Annotated in this window: 18 protein-coding genes; 8 read left to right on the top strand and 10 right to left on the bottom strand. The window is 60.3% G+C overall.

Annotation, left to right across the window (positions count from 1 at the left end; all coding sequences use genetic code 11):
- The first annotated feature begins 28 nt into the window (after positions 1 to 28).
- The gene (gene recQ / locus GTU67_RS07510) at positions 29 to 1,864 is read left to right on the top strand and encodes a DNA helicase RecQ (protein ID WP_185779476.1); all 1,836 of its coding nucleotides are present in this window, start codon (positions 29 to 31) and stop codon (positions 1,862 to 1,864) included.
- 74 nt (positions 1,865 to 1,938) lie between these two features.
- On the opposite strand, the gene ruvB is transcribed toward recQ, so the two are convergent.
- From ruvB to GTU67_RS07545, 7 genes are read right to left on the bottom strand one after another with little or no spacing between them, the layout of a single operon-like run.
- A complete protein-coding gene (ruvB, locus tag GTU67_RS07515) occupies positions 1,939 to 3,006 on the bottom strand; it encodes a Holliday junction branch migration DNA helicase RuvB (RefSeq protein WP_185779477.1) in 1,068 nt (355 codons plus the stop codon).
- Between the two features lie 29 nt (positions 3,007 to 3,035).
- Positions 3,036 to 3,611, bottom strand: coding sequence for a Holliday junction branch migration protein RuvA (gene ruvA, locus GTU67_RS07520; RefSeq protein ID WP_185779478.1), 576 nt, complete (start codon positions 3,609 to 3,611; stop codon positions 3,036 to 3,038).
- Positions 3,612 to 3,649: 38 nt separating this feature from the next.
- Entirely contained in the window at positions 3,650 to 4,192 is a 543-nt protein-coding gene (gene ruvC, locus GTU67_RS07525) for a crossover junction endodeoxyribonuclease RuvC (protein WP_185779479.1), read from the bottom strand.
- Positions 4,192 to 5,787: a bifunctional phosphoribosylaminoimidazolecarboxamide formyltransferase/IMP cyclohydrolase gene (gene purH, locus GTU67_RS07530; RefSeq protein ID WP_185779480.1), complete on the bottom strand. Its 1,596-nt coding sequence runs from the start codon at positions 5,785 to 5,787 to the stop codon at positions 4,192 to 4,194. Before purH ends, ruvC begins: the two co-directional genes overlap by 1 nt.
- Before the next feature lie 26 nt (positions 5,788 to 5,813).
- Positions 5,814 to 6,053, bottom strand: a complete 240-nt coding sequence (locus GTU67_RS07535; RefSeq protein ID WP_093969248.1) for a helix-turn-helix domain-containing protein — start codon at positions 6,051 to 6,053, stop codon at positions 5,814 to 5,816.
- A gap of 35 nt (positions 6,054 to 6,088) precedes the next feature.
- Positions 6,089 to 7,120, bottom strand: coding sequence for a tRNA dihydrouridine synthase DusB (gene dusB, locus GTU67_RS07540; protein WP_185779481.1), 1,032 nt, complete (start codon positions 7,118 to 7,120; stop codon positions 6,089 to 6,091).
- Positions 7,121 to 7,167: 47 nt separating this feature from the next.
- Positions 7,168 to 8,328 carry an FAD-dependent monooxygenase gene (locus GTU67_RS07545; protein WP_185779482.1) on the bottom strand — a complete coding sequence of 387 codons (1,161 nt, stop codon included), beginning with the start codon at positions 8,326 to 8,328 and terminating at the stop codon, positions 7,168 to 7,170.
- Positions 8,329 to 8,376: 48 nt separating this feature from the next.
- Between GTU67_RS07545 and GTU67_RS07550 the strand changes: the two genes are divergently transcribed.
- The 4 genes from GTU67_RS07550 to GTU67_RS07565 all read left to right on the top strand — a co-directional run bounded on the left by GTU67_RS07550 (position 8,377) and on the right by GTU67_RS07565 (position 11,909).
- Positions 8,377 to 8,796: an NINE protein gene (locus GTU67_RS07550; protein ID WP_249417619.1), complete on the top strand. Its 420-nt coding sequence runs from the start codon at positions 8,377 to 8,379 to the stop codon at positions 8,794 to 8,796.
- Positions 8,797 to 9,223: 427 nt separating this feature from the next.
- Positions 9,224 to 9,562, top strand: coding sequence for a hypothetical protein (locus tag GTU67_RS07555; RefSeq protein WP_185779484.1), 339 nt, complete (start codon positions 9,224 to 9,226; stop codon positions 9,560 to 9,562).
- 20 nt (positions 9,563 to 9,582) lie between these two features.
- Entirely contained in the window at positions 9,583 to 10,452 is an 870-nt protein-coding gene (locus GTU67_RS07560) for a cytochrome c oxidase assembly protein (RefSeq protein ID WP_185779485.1), read from the top strand.
- Positions 10,449 to 11,909 (top strand): M48 family metalloprotease, encoded by a 1,461-nt coding sequence (locus GTU67_RS07565; protein WP_249417620.1) that lies wholly within the window; start codon positions 10,449 to 10,451, stop codon positions 11,907 to 11,909. Before GTU67_RS07560 ends, GTU67_RS07565 begins: the two co-directional genes overlap by 4 nt.
- Positions 11,910 to 11,989: 80 nt before the next feature.
- Here GTU67_RS07565 and GTU67_RS07570 read toward each other — a convergent pair whose 3' ends face one another.
- Both GTU67_RS07570 and GTU67_RS07575 read right to left on the bottom strand, forming a co-directional pair.
- On the bottom strand, positions 11,990 to 13,081 hold the full coding sequence (locus tag GTU67_RS07570; RefSeq protein ID WP_185779486.1) for an alpha/beta fold hydrolase: 1,092 nt from the start codon (positions 13,079 to 13,081) through the stop codon (positions 11,990 to 11,992).
- Positions 13,082 to 13,091: 10 nt separating this feature from the next.
- Positions 13,092 to 13,304, bottom strand: a complete 213-nt coding sequence (locus tag GTU67_RS07575) for a zinc-finger domain-containing protein (protein ID WP_093969241.1) — start codon at positions 13,302 to 13,304, stop codon at positions 13,092 to 13,094.
- Between the two features lie 158 nt (positions 13,305 to 13,462).
- On the opposite strand from GTU67_RS07575, the gene GTU67_RS07580 reads away from it, so the two are divergent.
- The 3 genes from GTU67_RS07580 to GTU67_RS07590 all read left to right on the top strand — a co-directional run bounded on the left by GTU67_RS07580 (position 13,463) and on the right by GTU67_RS07590 (position 16,069).
- Positions 13,463 to 14,209 carry an AzlC family ABC transporter permease gene (locus GTU67_RS07580; protein WP_185779487.1) on the top strand — a complete coding sequence of 249 codons (747 nt, stop codon included), beginning with the start codon at positions 13,463 to 13,465 and terminating at the stop codon, positions 14,207 to 14,209.
- Positions 14,202 to 14,528 carry an AzlD domain-containing protein gene (locus GTU67_RS07585; protein WP_185779488.1) on the top strand — a complete coding sequence of 109 codons (327 nt, stop codon included), beginning with the start codon at positions 14,202 to 14,204 and terminating at the stop codon, positions 14,526 to 14,528. Before GTU67_RS07580 ends, GTU67_RS07585 begins: the two co-directional genes overlap by 8 nt.
- Before the next feature lie 146 nt (positions 14,529 to 14,674).
- On the top strand, positions 14,675 to 16,069 hold the full coding sequence (locus tag GTU67_RS07590; RefSeq protein WP_185779489.1) for a DEAD/DEAH box helicase: 1,395 nt from the start codon (positions 14,675 to 14,677) through the stop codon (positions 16,067 to 16,069).
- 82 nt (positions 16,070 to 16,151) lie between these two features.
- Here GTU67_RS07590 and GTU67_RS07595 read toward each other — a convergent pair whose 3' ends face one another.
- The gene (locus GTU67_RS07595) at positions 16,152 to 16,541 is read right to left on the bottom strand and encodes a thioredoxin family protein (RefSeq protein ID WP_185779490.1); all 390 of its coding nucleotides are present in this window, start codon (positions 16,539 to 16,541) and stop codon (positions 16,152 to 16,154) included.
- Between the last annotated feature and the right edge of the window lie 41 nt (positions 16,542 to 16,582).

The following is a 16,582-nucleotide window of genomic DNA, read 5'->3' on the forward strand; positions in this document are numbered from 1 at the left end:
AAATGGCTCTTCATACTAAAATGTCGCGATGTCTTTCAGCCCCGACCCCCTCGATACCCTTCAGCAGGTTTTTGGTTACGACGCCTTCCGGGGCAATCAGCAAGCCATTATTGAACACGTCGTCGCCGGCGGTGACGCTCTGGTGCTCATGCCCACCGGGGGCGGTAAATCGCTGTGCTATCAAATTCCGGCCCTGGTCCGGCCGGGCGTGGGGGTTGTCGTGTCGCCCCTTATCGCCCTTATGCAAGACCAGGTCGACGCCCTGCTCGAACTGGGCGTGCGTGCCGCTTTTCTTAATTCCACGCTCGATTGGCGCGAGGCGCGTCAGGTCGAACAGGCGTTTCAGTCGGGCCAGATCGATCTGCTGTATGTGGCCCCCGAACGCCTCCTTACCGATCGATGCCTCGAGATGTTGTCGCGCGGCAAAGTGGCGTTGTTTGCTATTGACGAAGCGCATTGTGTTTCGCAATGGGGGCACGACTTTCGGCCCGAGTATCTGGGGTTGTCGGTGTTGGCCGAACGCTGGCCCGAGGTGCCGCGCATTGCCCTGACGGCCACCGCCACAACGGCCACCCGGCACGAAATCGTGCACCGGCTGCAGCTCGACGGCGCGCAGCAGTTTGTCTCCAGCTTCGATCGCCCCAATATTTGCTATCGCATCGTCGAAAAAAACGAGGTGCGTCGTCAGTTGCTCAATTTCATCCAGACCGAGCACGACGGTGATTGTGGCGTGGTGTATGCCCTGTCGCGTGCCAAGGTCGAAGAAACGGCCGACTTCCTGTGCCGCCAGGGCGTGCAGGCTTTGCCCTACCACGCCGGGTTAAGCGCTACGCAACGCGCCGAAAACCAGTCGAGGTTTTTGCGCGAAGACGGCATTGTCATGGTGGCAACTATTGCTTTTGGCATGGGCATCGACAAGCCCGATGTGCGGTTTGTCGCCCATATCGATATGCCCAAGTCGGTTGAAGGCTACTACCAGGAGACCGGCCGGGCCGGACGTGACGGCGCGCCTGCTACGGCATGGCTGGCTTACGGCTTGCAAGACGTCATGCAGCAGCGCCGCATGATCGACGAGTCGCCAGGCGACACCGCATTCAAGCGACGGCTGGGGCAGCAGCTCGACGCCATGCTGGGTTTGTGTGAAACGGTTAATTGCCGGCGCCAGCGCCTGCTGGCGTATTTTGATCAGCAAATCGAGCCCTGCGGCAACTGCGATACTTGTCTGGAGCCGCCCCAGGCCTGGGATGGTACGGTGGCTGCGCAAAAAATGCTGTCAGCCGTGTACCGTTTATGGCGCGAGCGAAACCAGCGTTTTGGGGGCGGCCATTTAATTGACATTTTGCGCGGCAAACTTACCGATCGCGTTCGCCAGAACCAGCACGAGACCCTGACCGTATTCGGTGTGGGTAACGACTTGTCGGAACAGGCCTGGCGCGGTGTGCTGCGCCAGTTGTTGGCCATGAATATATTGGCGGTCGATCACGAGGGTTATGGCACGCTGGCGCTGACCGACGCCAGCCGCCCCGTCCTGAAAGGTGAAACCACGCTGATGTTTCGGCGTGAAGCCGAGAAAGTCGGGCGGCAATCACGCGTGGCCAAGCCGCGTGCTGCGCAGCCCGACCTGCCGCCCGAGGCCCAGCAGCGCTTTGAAAACCTGCGCGCCTGGCGTGCCGAGGTGGCGCGCAGTCATGGCGTGCCCGCCTACGTTATTTTTCACGATGCCACGCTGCGCGAACTGGCGCTGGCTTGTCCGCAAACGCTTGAAGACCTGGGGCATATCAGCGGTGTTGGTGTACGCAAGCGCGACGCCTATGGTGAAGAGGTGCTGCGTTGCGTGAACCAGGGTGTTTTAGGGGTGGCCTGACGTCTGGTCTTGCCTGCAGCCAGACGGGTTCGACAAGCCCTTGGGCTTGTCCGGGCCGGCTTTGCCGGTGAAGATCAGGACGTAAATAAATCGGGCGTATTGCCGGTCGGGCCAGGGGGCGTCAGCCCCAGGTGCCGCCAGGTCGTGTGGGTAGCCATACGACCGCGCGGGGTGCGCTGCAAGTAGCCGTGCTGGATCAGATACGGCTCGATCACGTCTTCAATGGTGTCGCGCTCTTCGCCAATGGCTGCGGCCAGGCTGTCAACCCCTACGGGGCCGCCATCAAACTTATGAATAATCGCGTCCAGCAGCTTGCGGTCCATCAGGTCGAGGCCTTGCGGGTCGACGTCGAGCATGGCCAGTGCGGCACCCGCGGTTTGTTCGTTAATGACCCCATTTGACTTGACCTCGGCATAGTCGCGTACCCGGCGCAGGAGGCGGTTGGCAATACGCGGCGTGCCGCGCGCGCGCCGCGCAATTTCAGAGGCGCCGTCGGGGGTAATGCTGACATTCAGCAGGTTGGCGCTGCGCGTCACAATGTGGGTCAGGTCGGTGACGTTGTAAAACTCAAGCCTGGAGACAATACCAAAGCGGTCGCGCAAGGGGTTGGTTAGCATGCCGGCGCGTGTGGTGGCGCCCACCAGCGTAAAGGGTTGCAGGTCGATTTTTACGCTACGTGCCGCCGGCCCCTCACCGATCAAAATATCTATCTGGAAGTCTTCAAGCGCGGGGTAAAGAATTTCTTCGACCACGGGCGAGAGACGATGAATTTCGTCGATGAACAAAACATCGTTTTTTTCCAGGTTGGTCAGTAATGCGGCCAGGTCGCCCGGCCGCTCAAGGACGGGCCCCGAGGTTTGCCGCAGCTGTACACCCATTTCGTGGGCCACAATGTGGGCCAGTGTCGTCTTGCCCAGGCCCGGGGGGCCAAACAGCAGCACGTGGTCAAGCGCTTCGCCGCGCTTGCGTGCCGCGGCAATAAAAATTTCAAGCTGTTCGCGCGCGCTGTGCTGGCCCACGTACTCGGCCAGCAGCTTGGGGCGCAAGGCCCGTTCAATAGAGTCTTCGCCAGGCGAGCTGGTTTGCGGGCTGACGATACGCTGCGGGGCGTTGCCGGTCAGGGCGTCGGATTGAATGGCCATAAACAGTTACCCAACAATAAGGCTGCAGTCTAACGCGACAACGACTTGAGGGCCAGGCGGATGCCCTCGGCGACGTCAACATCGGCAGGCAACGTTTTAAGCGCAGCCTGAGATTCGGCCGCCGAGTAGCCCAGCGACAGCAGGGCGTTGACGATGTCGTCGCGGCTCGAGGCGGGTTGGCCGGGCAGACCGGCCGGCAAATCGGCGCCGATTTTGCCCTTGAGTTCGAGCAGCAGCCGCTCGGCTGTCTTTTTGCCAATACCCGGTACCCGCGTCAGGCGTCCCGTTTCTTGCCGGGTGATGGCGTCGGCGAGCTCTTCGGTGGTCATGCCCGACAGCACCGCCAGCGCGGTACGTGCGCCAATGCCGGTTACTTTGATCAGGGCACGAAAGGTAGCGCGCTCTTGCGCCGAGCCAAAGCCATAAAGAATATGGGCATCTTCGCGTACCGCCAGATGGGTGAACAGCGTGGCTTTGGCCCCGGTGTCCGGCAGGTTATAAAGCGTGCTCATGGGGACGTCGATTTCGTAGCCCACACCGCCGACGTCAATGCACACAGTGGGCGGGGATTTTTCGATAAGGGTGCCGGTAATGCGTCCGATCATGTTGCGGTTTCCTGCAAGGGTGGGCGTTTACTAAAGGGTTAAATAAGGCGCCCGCCGCGCAGGCGGGTACCGCCCAAGCTGCCCAGCGCGCCGGATGTCTTGAGCTTTTCGGTGAGTGGGCCGACGTGGGCATGGCAAATGGCGCAGGCCAGCGCGTCGGCCGAATCGGGCGAGGGCAGGCCGCTAAGTTTAAGCAAATGCTGCACCATGGCTTGCACCTGCTCTTTGGCCGCATGGCCGTTACCCACCACCGATTTTTTGATTTGCAGTGCCGTGTACTCGTGTACGTCAAGGTTGTGGTCGGCCAGCGCGCACATGGCGGCCCCGCGCGCCTGACCCAGCAACAATGTAGAAGTGGGGTTGGTGTTGACGAAGACTTTCTCGAGGGCGGAAACCGTGGGCTGGTGGGCCTCGACGATTTCGCGCACGTTGTCGAGTATGGTTTTGAGGCGCCGGGCCAGGGGTTGGTCGGTGGGCACCACAATGGTGCCGCTACCGACGTAGGTCAGGCGCATGCCCTGGACATCGATAATGCCAAAGCCGGTGCGCCTGAGGCCCGGGTCAATGCCGAGAATCCGCATTAGTGGCGGAAGTGGCGCGTACCCGTGAAGACCATGACGATGCCGCGTTCGTTTGCGGCGGCGATTACCTCGTCGTCGCGTACGCTGCCACCGGGTTGGATGACGCAGGTGGCGCCCGCGTCGACAACCACGTCAAGACCATCACGGAACGGGAAGAACGCGTCGGACGCCACGGCCGAGCCTTGCAGGCTGAGCCCGGCATTGTCGGCCTTGATGGCGGCGATGCGCGCCGAGTCGATACGGCTCATTTGGCCGGCGCCGATGCCCAGGGTCATGCCGTTGCCGGTAAAGATGATGGCATTGGACTTGACGTACTTGGCAACCTTCCAGGCAAACATCAGGTCTTGCATTTGTTGCGCAGACGGCTGTTTGGTGGTGACGACCTTGAGTGTGGCCGGGTCGACCTGGAAATCGTCGGGGTTTTGCACCAGCCAGCCGCCGCCGACGCGTTTGATGTCGAGCATGTTGTGGGCATCGCCGGCCGGGATTTCCAGAACGCGAACGTTTTTCTTGGCCGTGAAAACGGCCAGCGCTTCGGGGGTGTAGGCGGGCGCCAGCAAGACTTCGACAAATTGCTGCGAGGTGATGGCTTGTGCGCAAGCTTCGTCGACCGGGCGATTGAAGGCAATAATGCCGCCGAAGGCCGAGGTGGGGTCGGTTTTGTAAGCTTGCTGGTAAGCGGCCTCGGGGGCGTCGCCCACCGCTACGCCGCAGGGGTTGGCATGCTTGACGATAACGCAGGCGCCTTGCTCAAAACTGCGTACGCATTCCCAGGCAGCGTCGGCGTCGGCAATGTTGTTGTAGGACAGTTCTTTGCCCTGCAATTGACGATAGCTGCCCAGCAACCCTTGGCCGACGGGCTGGTCGACATAAAACGCCGCCGTTTGATGCGGGTTTTCGCCGTAACGCAATACCTGGTGCTGTTTGACTTGCAGGGTGAGCGTGCGGGGCCATGCGTCGCGCGCAGGCTGGGCGTCCTGGGTGGGTTCGGCTTCGGCCAGGCTGGTCAGGTACGCGGCAATGGCGCCGTCGTAGGCTGCGGTGTGGGCATAGACCTTGGCCGCCAGTTCCAGGCGTAAGGCGTAGCCGGGCTCGCCCTGGGGGCTGTCGATGTCAGCCAGTACGCGCGGGTAGTCGGCCGGGTCGATGACGACGGTTACCCCGCCTTCGGGGGTGCCATGGTTTTTTGCAGCGGCGCGAAGCATGGCCGGCCCGCCGATGTCGATGTTTTCAACAGCATCGGCAAACGTGCAGCCGGGCTTGGCAATGGTTTCGCGAAACGGATACAGGTTGACCACCAGCAGGTCGATGCGGTCGATGCCGTGGGCTTCGATGGTTTGCATGTGTTCTGCACTGTCGCGTCGCGCCAGCAGGCCGCCGTGAATTTTGGGGTGCAGCGTTTTGACGCGGCCGTCGAGAATTTCGGGCGAGCCGGTATGCTGCGCAACTTCGGTGACCGGCAGACCGGCTTCAGCCAGCAGTTTTGCGGTGCCGCCGGTAGACAGCAGCTTGACGCCACGCTGAGCCAGCGCCTTGGCAAAGTCGACGATGCCGGTCTTGTCGGAAACCGATAGCAGTGCGGTTTGAGTTTTCATGAGATAGCAAAAAATAAAGTGGGAAATCAGGGTTGCAGATTGTGGGCTTGCAGCTTTTTGCGCAAAGTGCTGCGGGTAATGCCCAGCATGTCGGCGGCTTTCGACTGGTTGCCGTTGGCGCGTTCGAGGGCAACTTGCAAAACAGGGCGCTCGACGCACGAAATGACCATGGCCAGCATGTTGTCGGGTTCGGAGTCGCCCAGGTCGGCAAAGTAGCGCTCGAGATTGTCGCGCACGCATTGTTCCAGTGGATTGAGGTCGTTCATGTGTTCGGGTTTTTGCTGTTATTGGTGTGGTTAAGTCAGGCGGCCAGCGCGGTTGCCGGTTCGGGGGTTGCCGGTGACTGGATGAAATCGTCGGGGGCATGCTGGTCGAACCAGTGGGCGACCGCGGCAAGCTGTGCCTGGGTGGATTCGGTTTGATTGATGTGGCTTAGCAGTGCGGTGCTGTCGGGCTGTTCGGCCAGGTACCAGCCTATGTGCTTTCGTGCCGAGCGTACGCCAGTATATTCGCCATAGAAGCGGTAGTGGTCTTCGAGGTGCTCGAGCAGGCAGGCGCGCAGTTCGCCAACGGTGGGCGGGGCAAGGTGGCGGCCCGTGTCGAGGTAGTGGGCCACTTCGCGGAAAATCCAGGGCCGACCTTGAGCGGCCCGCCCGATCATGACGGCGTCCGCCCCGGTGTACTCAAGCACGTAGCGGGCTTTTTCGGGGCTGTCGATATCGCCGTTGGCGACGACCGGGATGGACAGGGCTTGCTTGACCGCCTTGATGGTGTCGTATTCGGCCTGGCCGTTGTACAGGTCGGCCCGGGTGCGGCCGTGCAAGGTAAGTGCGGCAATGCCGATATCTTGGGCCATACGGGCGATGCGCAGGGCGTTACGCGATTCGGCATCCCAGCCGGTACGGGTTTTGAGGGTAACCGGTACGTTGTAGGGGCGGCATGCCGACACCACGCTTTCAAGAATTTGGGCGACCAGGGCTTCGTGGCGCAGCAGCGCCGAACCCGACGCGACATTGCACACTTTTTTGACCGGACAGCCCATATTGATATCGATGATATGCGCGCCTTTTTGAATATTGAAAACGGCGGCTTCAGCCATCATGGCCGGGTCGGCGCCGGCAATTTGCACGGCAACGGGCGTGGTTTCGCCTTCGTGGTTGAGGCGGCGCGAGGTTTTGACGCTGTGCCAAAGCCTGGGATTACTGGCGGCCATTTCGGAGACGGCGTACCCCGCACCCAGCCGCTTGCACAATTGCCGGTACGGACGGTCGGTGACACCGGCCATCGGGGCGACAAAAACACGATTGGGGAGGGTCCAGGAGCCGATACGCATGGGGTGGATTTTAACCGCCAATTGGGATTGGGGCTGACGCCAAGATGTTACGTGCGCAGGCCTTGCAGCAGGTGCGTGGCCAGCGGGGTGCGCAGGGTGTGGCTTAAGTCCATGGCCAGCAAGCCCAGGCCACAGGCGTGCTCTACCAGCGGGTTGCCGGTGGCAAAGATGCGCGGCAAGACATCGGTGATGGCGGCGGTTGACCAGCGGTCGACGCGGCGTTGGGCGGTAAAGGTTTCGAGCAGGGGGGCTGGGTCGGCCGATGGGTTGGCCAGCCAGAACCGCAGGGCGTGGGCCAGTTGTGCGGCATCGCGCAGGCCCAGGTTAAGGCCCTGGCCCGCAACCGGGTGCAGCGTTTGCGCAGCGTTACCGATGGCGACCCCGCGCGCATGCGTGCGCAGTGGCCCCGCGTTCAGGCCAAGCGGGAATTGCTGCCGGCTTCCGTGCAGTGTCAGCGGCCCCAGTCGTGTGCCGAACGTGTCGTTCAGGGCCTGGTCGAATTGCGCGGGCGCCATGTGCATGAGCGCTTGTGCTTGATTAGGGTGGCAGCACCATACGACGCCATAGTGCCCCTCGCCCGACGGGTGAGGCAAGACGGCCAGCGGGCCCTGGCGCGTGAAGCGCTCGAAGGCCCAGCCCTGGCGCGGCTCGGCGGCGGCTACGGTTGCCAATACTGCAACCTGTTCGTAACTGCGTTCGATACCTTTGGGGCGCGCGCCGTCTGACTGAACGGCCAGGCGTGCCGTAAGCGGGCCGGTATCGGGGCTGAGCAAGACCGGGTTGCCAAACGTTGGTGTGACCGGTTGGGAGGTGAGCCGTGTGATGCCGCTTTGCGCCAAGGCTGTGTGTAATGCGGCCAGCAGATCGGGGTAGGCGACCACGCAACCCAGTTGGGGGACGCCGAAATCGTCGTGCTGAATAAGAGTGCGGCCTAATCGTTGGCGCTGCGAAACATGAACCGTTGTGATGGGGCTGTACCGAAGCGGCCAGGCATTGATGGCCTGCAAGGCCACCTGACTGCCGTGGTTCAGGGCGATGGCACGTGGGTCGGCGGGGCTGTTGCTGTTTGCAGTGTGTGCTTCGATGAACCTTGTGCCCACAAGCGCGATGCGTGCGGGGTCGAGGGCATAGCGGGCCAGCATCAGGGCCAGCGCACTGCCAACCGGGCCTGCGCCCGTAATAACCAGGTCGAAATCGGGGTGGGACATGGAGGGTTCTAATACAATCGGCGTTCGGTTGAACTTCGGAATATGCAGATGAAGCAACATCGCAGCAAAGTCATTGTATCGCTGCTGGCGGCAGTGCTGGGCGTCTTTGGCGCGCATTGGTGGTATTTGCGCCGCCCCTATGCCTGGCTGTTCACGCTGGTAACCCTGGGTTTGCTGGCGTACGCACAAACCTTTCCAAGTTGGTGGGACAACCCGGCGTTTTTGCTGCTTTTTATCCCCATGGCCGCGGGCTGTATCGAGGCCTTGGTGTTCTGCCTGAAGCCGGATGCCTGGTTCGATGCCCGCTACAACCCGGGCGCTTCAATACAGACCCAGACCGGTTGGGGTCCGGTGCTTGTGGCAATTTTGACTGTGTTTTTGGGCGGTACGGTGGTGGTGTTTGGTATTGCCGCAACCGTGGTGCATGTGTACACAGCGCTGGGCTGGCTGGACGGCTATCAGCTTTAAATGGCGCGCATGTTGCGTTTGGCCGACAGGGCAGCCCGTACGTTTTTATCTAGCCCGCGAAAGCGCACATGCCGACGAGGTGTTGTGCCGCTGCAAAATTATCGGCCAAGTCATCTTTGAAGGCCCTGGCCGTCTTGTCGGAACCATGCTCGCGGGTTAGAATGGCGGTCTCTTCATTTTATAGGAGCTGAAGCGGTGAATACCGATTCTGGCGACAGTAACAGTCGATCGTGTATCGACAAATTTATTGATCTCTAGGCGCGTTTTCAGGTTTTCAGCTTGGTCACGCCCTGGGGTAATACAGCAGGGTGTGGCATGTCTAACCGGGTTCCTCCCGGGTTACTACGCCACCCGTTTTTTAAATTTGGCCATATCTGGCCAGTAGCTTGGCGTGTGTCTTGTATGCGGCACACGAAAGGTGGTGTTTATGCGTCTGTTCAATTTGTTCCTTCGTCGCGCCGGCGTTCAGTCGGTGCCTGCTCGTGGCAGCAAGCCTGCGGCTTCGCGCCTTACCGTTGTTTGCTCGCGCGATCACATGGCCGGCGTGCGGCGTGCCTTATACAAAAATTTCGAATCTGCCGGTCTTAAAGTAGGCTCGGTGCAGGTCAGTGCGGCGGCCGACCCGGCGCTGGTCAGTGCTTGTGTCACGGTAAGTTGCGCTCCCGAAATGCGCCCGGTGCTCATGAAGCAGGCGCGCGACTTAACTTCTGTTACCGGTGTACGCCATGTACGCTGGGGTGATCATCGCCATATTGTTTTAAACTAGCGGGTGTTCTCGCTTTTGGGTTGTTGTCCATGGATGTCCTAGGCTGGCTTGTGCCCTGGGAGTTTTCTCCCGCGCTGGTGCTCATGTTTGTGGTGGGCATCGTGCTGTTCATCCGTGGTGCCCGGGTGCATCGTGTTTCCGCGGCGCGCCAATGGCTGTTCTGGCTGGGTATTGTGGTGTTGTATTTGTCGCTGCATACCCGCATCGACTACTACGCCGAGCGTCTTTTCTTTGCACACCGGTTGCAACACCTGGTGCTGCATCATCTTGGCCCGCTGCTTATCATGGGGGCGTACCCCGGCCAGGTCATGCGCGCCGGGTTGCCCATGCCACTTCGGCTGTGGCTAAAAAATTTCCGTCTTACCCCCTTTGGGCGCCTCACCCAGGCCGTGCTCACGAACAAAATTCTTGTGCCGTTCATGTTCGTGTTCCTGGTGGTGGTGTGGCTCATTCCCAGCGTGCAGTTCTATTCCATGCTCGACTGGCGTTTGTATCGCCTCATGAACTGGTCTGTAGTCATCAGTGGGTTCTTGTACTGGAATCTGATTCTTGATCGTCGCCCAAGCCCGCCTGCGGTGCTTTCACCAGGCGCGCGCATTTTGTCGCCGGTCATTACCATGGTGCCGCAAATGGTGGTCGGCGCCGTCATTACGTTCACCGAGTACGACCTGTACCCTATTTTTGACCTCTGCGGCCGCGCTATTCCCGGGATGTCTGCCGTTACCGACCAGGCCATCGGTGGTCTGACCATGTGGATTCTGGCCGGTTTCGTCGAGGTTTTTGGTTTGTTGTTTGCATTGGGTACGCTCATGCGCCTGTCGGGCAAAGGGCGGTTACCCGGCAAGAACAGGCCGGCCCCGGTGCCGGCTATTGGGGTGGCAGGCACATGAAGTACACGGGGGCGGCGGTTCTGGTTTTTGCTTTGTTTGCACCGGTGGCCGGCCAGGCCCAGCCCATGGGGCTGCCCAGTATGGGGTCGGCCTCTTCGGCCGAATTGTCTCCCGCCCTTGAAAAGACCTTGGGCGACGCCATCATGGAACAAGGGCGTCGCGACCCAACCTATATCGATGACCCCGATGTCTCTCAGTACCTGAACGACATGGGGCGTAAATTGTCGGGGGCTGCGGGCAGCGCAGCCGTTGACGTGTTCGGCGTACGCGACCCGTCAATCAACGCATTTGCCCTGCCCGGGGGCTATGTCGGCATTAACAGCGGCCTGGTGGTGGCCTCAACCAACGAGTCGCAGCTGGCTTCGGTGGTGGCGCACGAAATCGGTCACGTCAATCAGCGCCACGTCGCCCGTGGCATGACGCAAAGCAACCAGTCCAGTCATATTGCCATGGCCTCTATCGCCGGGGCCTTGCTTGCCGCGCTGGCCGGCGCCGGCGATCTTGCTGCCGGCGTGGCAGCCTTCGGGCAGGCGGCAGCGGTCGACCGGCAACTGGGGTTTTCGCGCATGGCCGAGCAAGAAGCTGACCGCGCCGGGGTAGAAATGTTGCGCCGCGCGGGCTATGACCCGGTCGGGATGGTGCAAATGTTCGAACGTCTGGGTAATGCATCGCGCCTGAATGAAGGTGCGGGGGGCGGCAGTTATGCCAGCACCCACCCGCTGTCCATTCAGCGTATGTCCGACATCGAAAACCGCGTGCGGGCCTTGCCGCCTGTTCGGCGCAACGATACCGACGCCTACTGGTTCGTGCGTGCCAAGCTACGTGTCATCCAGTCGCGCGATTCGCTTGCACTGCGCAACACCGAAGCGGTGCTTCGGCAAGACACACTGTCGGCTGCCGGTGTACCCAAAGCAGCCGCTTGGTACGGACTGGCCTATTTATCGTGGCAGCGCAAAGACCTCGATGAAGCCGCCAAAGCTTTGCAAAATGCCCGTGCCGACGGCATTTATTCGCCTCAAATTGCAGGGCTCGAAGCCGAGATCGCGTTGTCGCGCGGCGAAAATCAAAAAGCCGTCGATACCGCAATCAAGGCGTTTGAACGTTGGCCTGGCAACCAGGCTTTGGGTATGGTGGTGGCGCGCACTTTGCAGGCCGACAATCAACCCGAAAAAGCTGTGCAGGTACTGACCGGCCTGATCAAAAAGTGGCCTGACGAACCCCGGTTCTATCAAATGCAGGCGCTCAGCCTCGAGCGCATGGGCCGGCCTGTGCAGGCGCGTCGCGCCATGGCCGTCTTCTACGAAAAAACAGGCGCCTTGCCGACGGCTGTGTCGCAGTTGCAGCAGGCGCGCGGCATGACGCAAGACTTCTACGTGCAATCAGAGCTTGATGTCGAGATTCGTACCTTGCAAGAACGCGTGCGCCGCAACAGAGAGTTGCTCGAGCAGTTTCGATAAGGGGCGACCAGAGGCCCGCAGTTCGAGCAGTTTCGATAAGGCATGGCCAAGCCTGTAGCCGGGCCATGCTTGTTGTGGTGCTATTGCCTGCGCTCGAAGAATCGAGACAGCCGGGTGGGCAGCCAACTGGTGTGGCCAGGAAACTTCCCCGTAATGAACCCCACATGCCCCCCTTCGGCGGGCTGGTGCAGCAGTACCTGGGCGGAGCATTCGTTGGGGCCCGGTAGCGATGCCTCGGGCACGAAGGGGTCGTTGCGGGCGTTCAGGATAAGCGACGGTGTTGCCAGGGCCCCAAGCAGGGGTTTGGACGAGGCGCGTGTCCAGTAATCGAGGGCATTTTTGTACCCGTGCATGGGCGCGGTGTACATGTCGTCGAAGTCGCGAATGGTTTTGATTTGATTAAGACGCAAGGTGTCGATGTTGCCAGGAAAACGTTGGGCTTTCTCGGCGATTTTTCGCTTCATTGAGGCCAGGAAATAGGGCGAATACACCCACTTGCCGACGGGGGTGTCGGACAGGGCAGCGCCCGCCGCGACCAGGTCGAGGGGGACGGAAATGGCCGCTGCAGCGTTGACCCATTGGCTGGTGTCAGGGTTTTCGGCCAGAAACTTAAGCATGGCATTGCCCCCGAGCGATACGCCGGTAGCGTGCCACCGTGCGTTGGGGATGCGGGCACGGACGGTGTCGAGCATGAAGCCGACGTCTTCGGTGTCGCCCGAGTAGTAAGCACGCGCCATGCGGTTGGGAAACCCTGAACACCCCCGGAAATGGGCGATGACGACGATCCAGCCCCGGCCCCGGAAATACTGGGCGATAGACTGTGCGTAACGGCTGGTGCTGTTGCCTTCAAGACCGTGAAACAACACCAGCGCCGGTGTTTCTTCGAGCCCCATAAGGGCTTGCCAGTCAGTGCGGTCGGCCCACCGATAGGCCGCGGTATGCGCTAGTGCAGGTTCGCGCGGGACGCGAACATTGGCGGCAGTTTTATCGGCAAACAGGCCTGGACCTGTCCAGTCGAAGTCGAGAAAATCGCCATCGGGGGTGTCTACCCGTTCGCGTACGAACGAAATATGATGAAAGCGCGCGACCGTTGCGCCCCATATGGTCTGCGTGTGCCCACCGGGCAACCATATGGGGGAAGGGCAAGGCGAGAGATCGAGCTGGGCGGCCACTGGCTGACGCTTAGTGGCCGTGGACGTGTTCGCCTGGCTTGAGCTGGTAGGTGGCGCTGCAGTAGGGGCAAACGCCCTGGCCCGATTTGGCGACTTCGATGTAAACGCGCGGGTGCATTGACCACAGCGGGGCTTTCGGGCCCGGGCAATAAACAGGCAGGTCGGCGGCGCCGACCAGAATGACGTCATCGTTGTGTTTTGCAGGGGTATCGGCACTGCTCATGATTCGTCCTGGGATAATGATTTGACTGGCTGCATTGTACCAACAGCCTGCGACAATTCAGCGAAATAAAACAATTCGGGTGCGCTCGTATATGATGGCGGGTTTACAGGGTTGTCCCGGCATTTTCAAAAAATGCCCGAAGGGTAATGAGGCGTCGGATGGGGTCTTTATCTACTTATAACGCGTGGTCAAAGGCGCGGGCACAGAAAAGCTTCAACGAAGGTTTTCGTCAGGTCCTGCCCACCATGGTGGCAACCAGCCTGTGGGGGTTTGTGACTGGTATTGCCATGGTCAAGGCCGGCATGTCTGAAGCCATGGCCAGCCTGATGACGTTGTTGGTGTATGCAGGCTCGGCTCAACTGACTGCGCTGCCGCTTATCGTGGCCGGCGCGCCGCTGTGGCTAATTTTTGCGGCAGCGTGTGTGGTCAATATCCGATTCGTGATATTTGGTGCCGCCATGCAGCCGTTTTTTGCGCGCTATCGCTGGCCCTCGCGCCTGGGTCTCGGCTTTTGGTTAAGCGACATGGGTTTTGTTTTGTTCATGACGCGTTTTGCCGACAGTAAAAAGCGCGGTACACGCTATCAGTTCTGGTACTACCTCGGGCTGATTATTCCGGGCTGGATTTCTTGGCAGGTGGCCTCGTTGGCCGGCATATTCATGGGTGGGGTCGTGCCAACCGGTTGGGCGCTAGAGTTTGCCGCGACGCTGGCGTTGCTGGGCATTACGATCCCGTTGGTCAAAAATATGCCCATGGCAGTATCTATATTGGTGGCAGGCACCATTGCCTGGCTGGGGCAGCCGCTGCCCTTGCGTCTGGGCCTTGCTGTGGCCGTTGTCGGCGGCATTGTCGCCGGCGTTTTGACTGAAAAGCATCAAGCCTCAGTAAAGGCAAGCCATGGCTGATAACGATACCTATGTATTGGCGGTAATCGGGCTGCTAACGCTGTGCAGCCTTATCACCCGGGCGGGCTACTTTGTGTTTGGCAACCGTATCCCGCTAACCGACGGCGTGCGTCGGGCATTGCGTTACGCACCGCCGGCTGCGCTTATTGCCATTATTGTTCCCGAAATTTTGCCGTGGGCCGAAGGCGCCCGCGCCTTTGTCGATGTCCGTCTGCTGGCCGTACTGGTTGCCATAGCGGTTTACGCGCGTACACGCAGCACAGTGTCGGTTATTGTGTCGGGTATGGTGGCGTTTTGGGTGCTGCGGGCATTGTTGTAGTTGTTGCCTTGGCTAAGTAGTGGATATTTAACGACACTTTCGGGGCGCCCTTTTGGGCTGTCATAGGGTTGCGCGGCGACGTGCGTTAAAATGCCCGGGTTATCAAAGTCTGGCGGGGTGTTCCTGCGCAGGCGTAACCTTATTCAATGACAGACACTATTATCTCCGATACTCCGCAAATCACGTTTTCCGATCTAGGCTTGCATCCAGGCATTTTGCAGGCAGTCGCCGCAACGGGTTACACCGTTCCAACGCCTATCCAGGCCAAAGCCATCCCGGTTGTCATGCAAGGTCGCGATGTCATGGGTGCGGCCCAAACGGGCACAGGCAAAACCGCCGCGTTCACGCTGCCTATATTGCAGCGTTTAATGCCTCTGGCCAACAGCAGTGCGTCACCTGCCCGCCATCCGGTTCGTGCGCTTATTCTTACGCCTACCCGCGAGCTGGCCGACCAGGTCGCCGAGAACGTTTCGCGGTATAGCGAGTCTATTCCTTTGCGTTCGGCGGTAGTGTTTGGCGGCGTCGATATCGCCCCCCAACGCGACGCGTTGCGGCGCGGCTGCGAGGTCGTCATTGCCACGCCGGGTCGTTTGCTCGATCACATCGAACAAAAAAATGTCAGCCTGGCCCAAGTCGGCATTCTGGTGCTCGACGAAGCCGACCGCATGCTCGACATGGGCTTCTTGCCCGACCTCGATCGCATCGTTCGTCTGTTGCCGCAAAATCGTCAAACCTTATTGTTCTCGGCAACCTTCAGTCCCGAAATCCGCAAGCTGGGTCGTACCTGGCTTAAAGAGCCCGTCGAAATCGAAGTCGCGCGCCCCAACGCCACCGCCGAAAACGTGACGCAAATTGCGTATCCGTTGTCAGGTGATGCGAAGCGGGCTGCCGTTGTTCATCTGGTCAAGTCGCGCGGGCTCAACCAGGTTATTGTTTTTTCAAATACAAAAATCGGCACCAGCCGCCTGGCACGCTTGCTCGAGCGCGACGGTGTCAAGGCCGAGTCCATTCATGGCGATAAAAGCCAGCTCGATCGCATGAAGGCCCTCGAAGCCTTCAAGGCCGGAGACCTGGAAGTGCTGGTGGCCACCGATGTGGCCGCACGTGGTCTGGACGTGGCCGGCGTACCTTGCGTCATCAACTACGACTTGCCCTACAACGCCGAAGATTACGTTCACCGCATCGGTCGTACGGGTCGCGCCGGCGCCTCGGGCGAGGCCATTGCTTTTTTTGCCCCCGACGAAGAGCGTTACCTCCTCGACATCGAAAAGCTCATCAAAGCCAAGATCCCGCGTGGCACGCTCGAGCTGCCCGCTCAGCCTCAGGCGGCAACGCGTCGCTCATCGGCAGGTTCTTCCTCGTCGGGTCGCGAGCGTTCTTCACGGGCCTATGCCGACATGTCGTCGCGCAAGCCGGTCGACGATTTCTTTACCAAGCCCTATGTGGCGTCGTCGGTATCGGCCACGCCGCAGTTGCCCAAGTCGGCCGCATCGGGCAAGGCTGTGCGCAAGCAGGTGGGCGTACTTCTGGGCGGTCGCTAGGTTACCTGGCGCAGCCCGGTGCGCTTACGGCGCCGCCTAAGCAAACTTTTTTGTAGTCATGGTTTGGGTGCGGCGCAGGTTTTCAGGCCTGCGCCATCAGGGTTTGGCGCAGCAGTGGCGGCCCGCCATTAATGGCGGGCATTCTGTTTATTGTCGCCAACAACTTTTCCAGATGACCAATATGGGGCAGCATCGGGCCAAAAAAACGGTTCTCGGTGGCGGTTTGCACCAATAGCGTCGGGAAGTTCTCGACGTCTTCATCCCCCAGCAGCTCGGGGTTTTCTTCGATATCTACCCAGATAAAAACGTAGTGCGGAAACTTGTCAGCCAGTTGTGCAAAGGCAGGGGCGTACTCACGGCACGTGTCGCACCAGGCGGCACAAAAGCAGGCCACCAAGCCGGTGTCGGAGGCGTGGCCGGCCAGGTAAGTTTTTAGTGGGTCAATGTCGTTGGGAAGTGTGAAAACAGGCATAAACAGAGGCAAAAGCGGGTGTGCGCCCGGGGCAAATTGTT

It is taken from the genome of Pusillimonas minor (assembly GCF_014237865.1).
Lineage (GTDB): Bacteria > Pseudomonadota > Gammaproteobacteria > Burkholderiales > Burkholderiaceae_B > Neopusillimonas > Neopusillimonas minor.

Bases quoted from the DNA above. Each gene is read 5' to 3' on its own strand.
- recQ (WP_185779476.1), top strand. From the start codon at position 29: ATGTCTTTCAGCCCCGACCCCCTCGATACCCTTCAGCAGGTTTTTGGT.
- GTU67_RS07565 (WP_249417620.1), top strand. From the start codon at position 10,449: ATGAAGTACACGGGGGCGGCGGTTCTGGTTTTTGCTTTGTTTGCACCG.
- GTU67_RS07535 (WP_093969248.1), bottom strand. From the start codon at position 6,053: ATGAACGACCTCAATCCACTGGAACAATGCGTGCGCGACAATCTCGAG.
- GTU67_RS07595 (WP_185779490.1), bottom strand. From the start codon at position 16,541: ATGCCTGTTTTCACACTTCCCAACGACATTGACCCACTAAAAACTTAC.
- GTU67_RS07580 (WP_185779487.1), top strand. From the start codon at position 13,463: ATGGGGTCTTTATCTACTTATAACGCGTGGTCAAAGGCGCGGGCACAG.
- GTU67_RS07585 (WP_185779488.1), top strand. From the start codon at position 14,202: ATGGCTGATAACGATACCTATGTATTGGCGGTAATCGGGCTGCTAACG.
- purH (WP_185779480.1), bottom strand. From the start codon at position 5,787: ATGAAAACTCAAACCGCACTGCTATCGGTTTCCGACAAGACCGGCATC.
- dusB (WP_185779481.1), bottom strand. From the start codon at position 7,120: ATGCGTATCGGCTCCTGGACCCTCCCCAATCGTGTTTTTGTCGCCCCG.
- ruvC (WP_185779479.1), bottom strand. From the start codon at position 4,192: ATGCGGATTCTCGGCATTGACCCGGGCCTCAGGCGCACCGGCTTTGGC.
- GTU67_RS07555 (WP_185779484.1), top strand. From the start codon at position 9,224: ATGCGTCTGTTCAATTTGTTCCTTCGTCGCGCCGGCGTTCAGTCGGTG.
- GTU67_RS07550 (WP_249417619.1), top strand. From the start codon at position 8,377: ATGAAGCAACATCGCAGCAAAGTCATTGTATCGCTGCTGGCGGCAGTG.
- GTU67_RS07590 (WP_185779489.1), top strand. From the start codon at position 14,675: ATGACAGACACTATTATCTCCGATACTCCGCAAATCACGTTTTCCGAT.
- GTU67_RS07545 (WP_185779482.1), bottom strand. From the start codon at position 8,328: ATGTCCCACCCCGATTTCGACCTGGTTATTACGGGCGCAGGCCCGGTT.
- ruvA (WP_185779478.1), bottom strand. From the start codon at position 3,611: ATGATCGGACGCATTACCGGCACCCTTATCGAAAAATCCCCGCCCACT.
- GTU67_RS07575 (WP_093969241.1), bottom strand. From the start codon at position 13,304: ATGAGCAGTGCCGATACCCCTGCAAAACACAACGATGACGTCATTCTG.
- ruvB (WP_185779477.1), bottom strand. From the start codon at position 3,006: ATGGCCATTCAATCCGACGCCCTGACCGGCAACGCCCCGCAGCGTATC.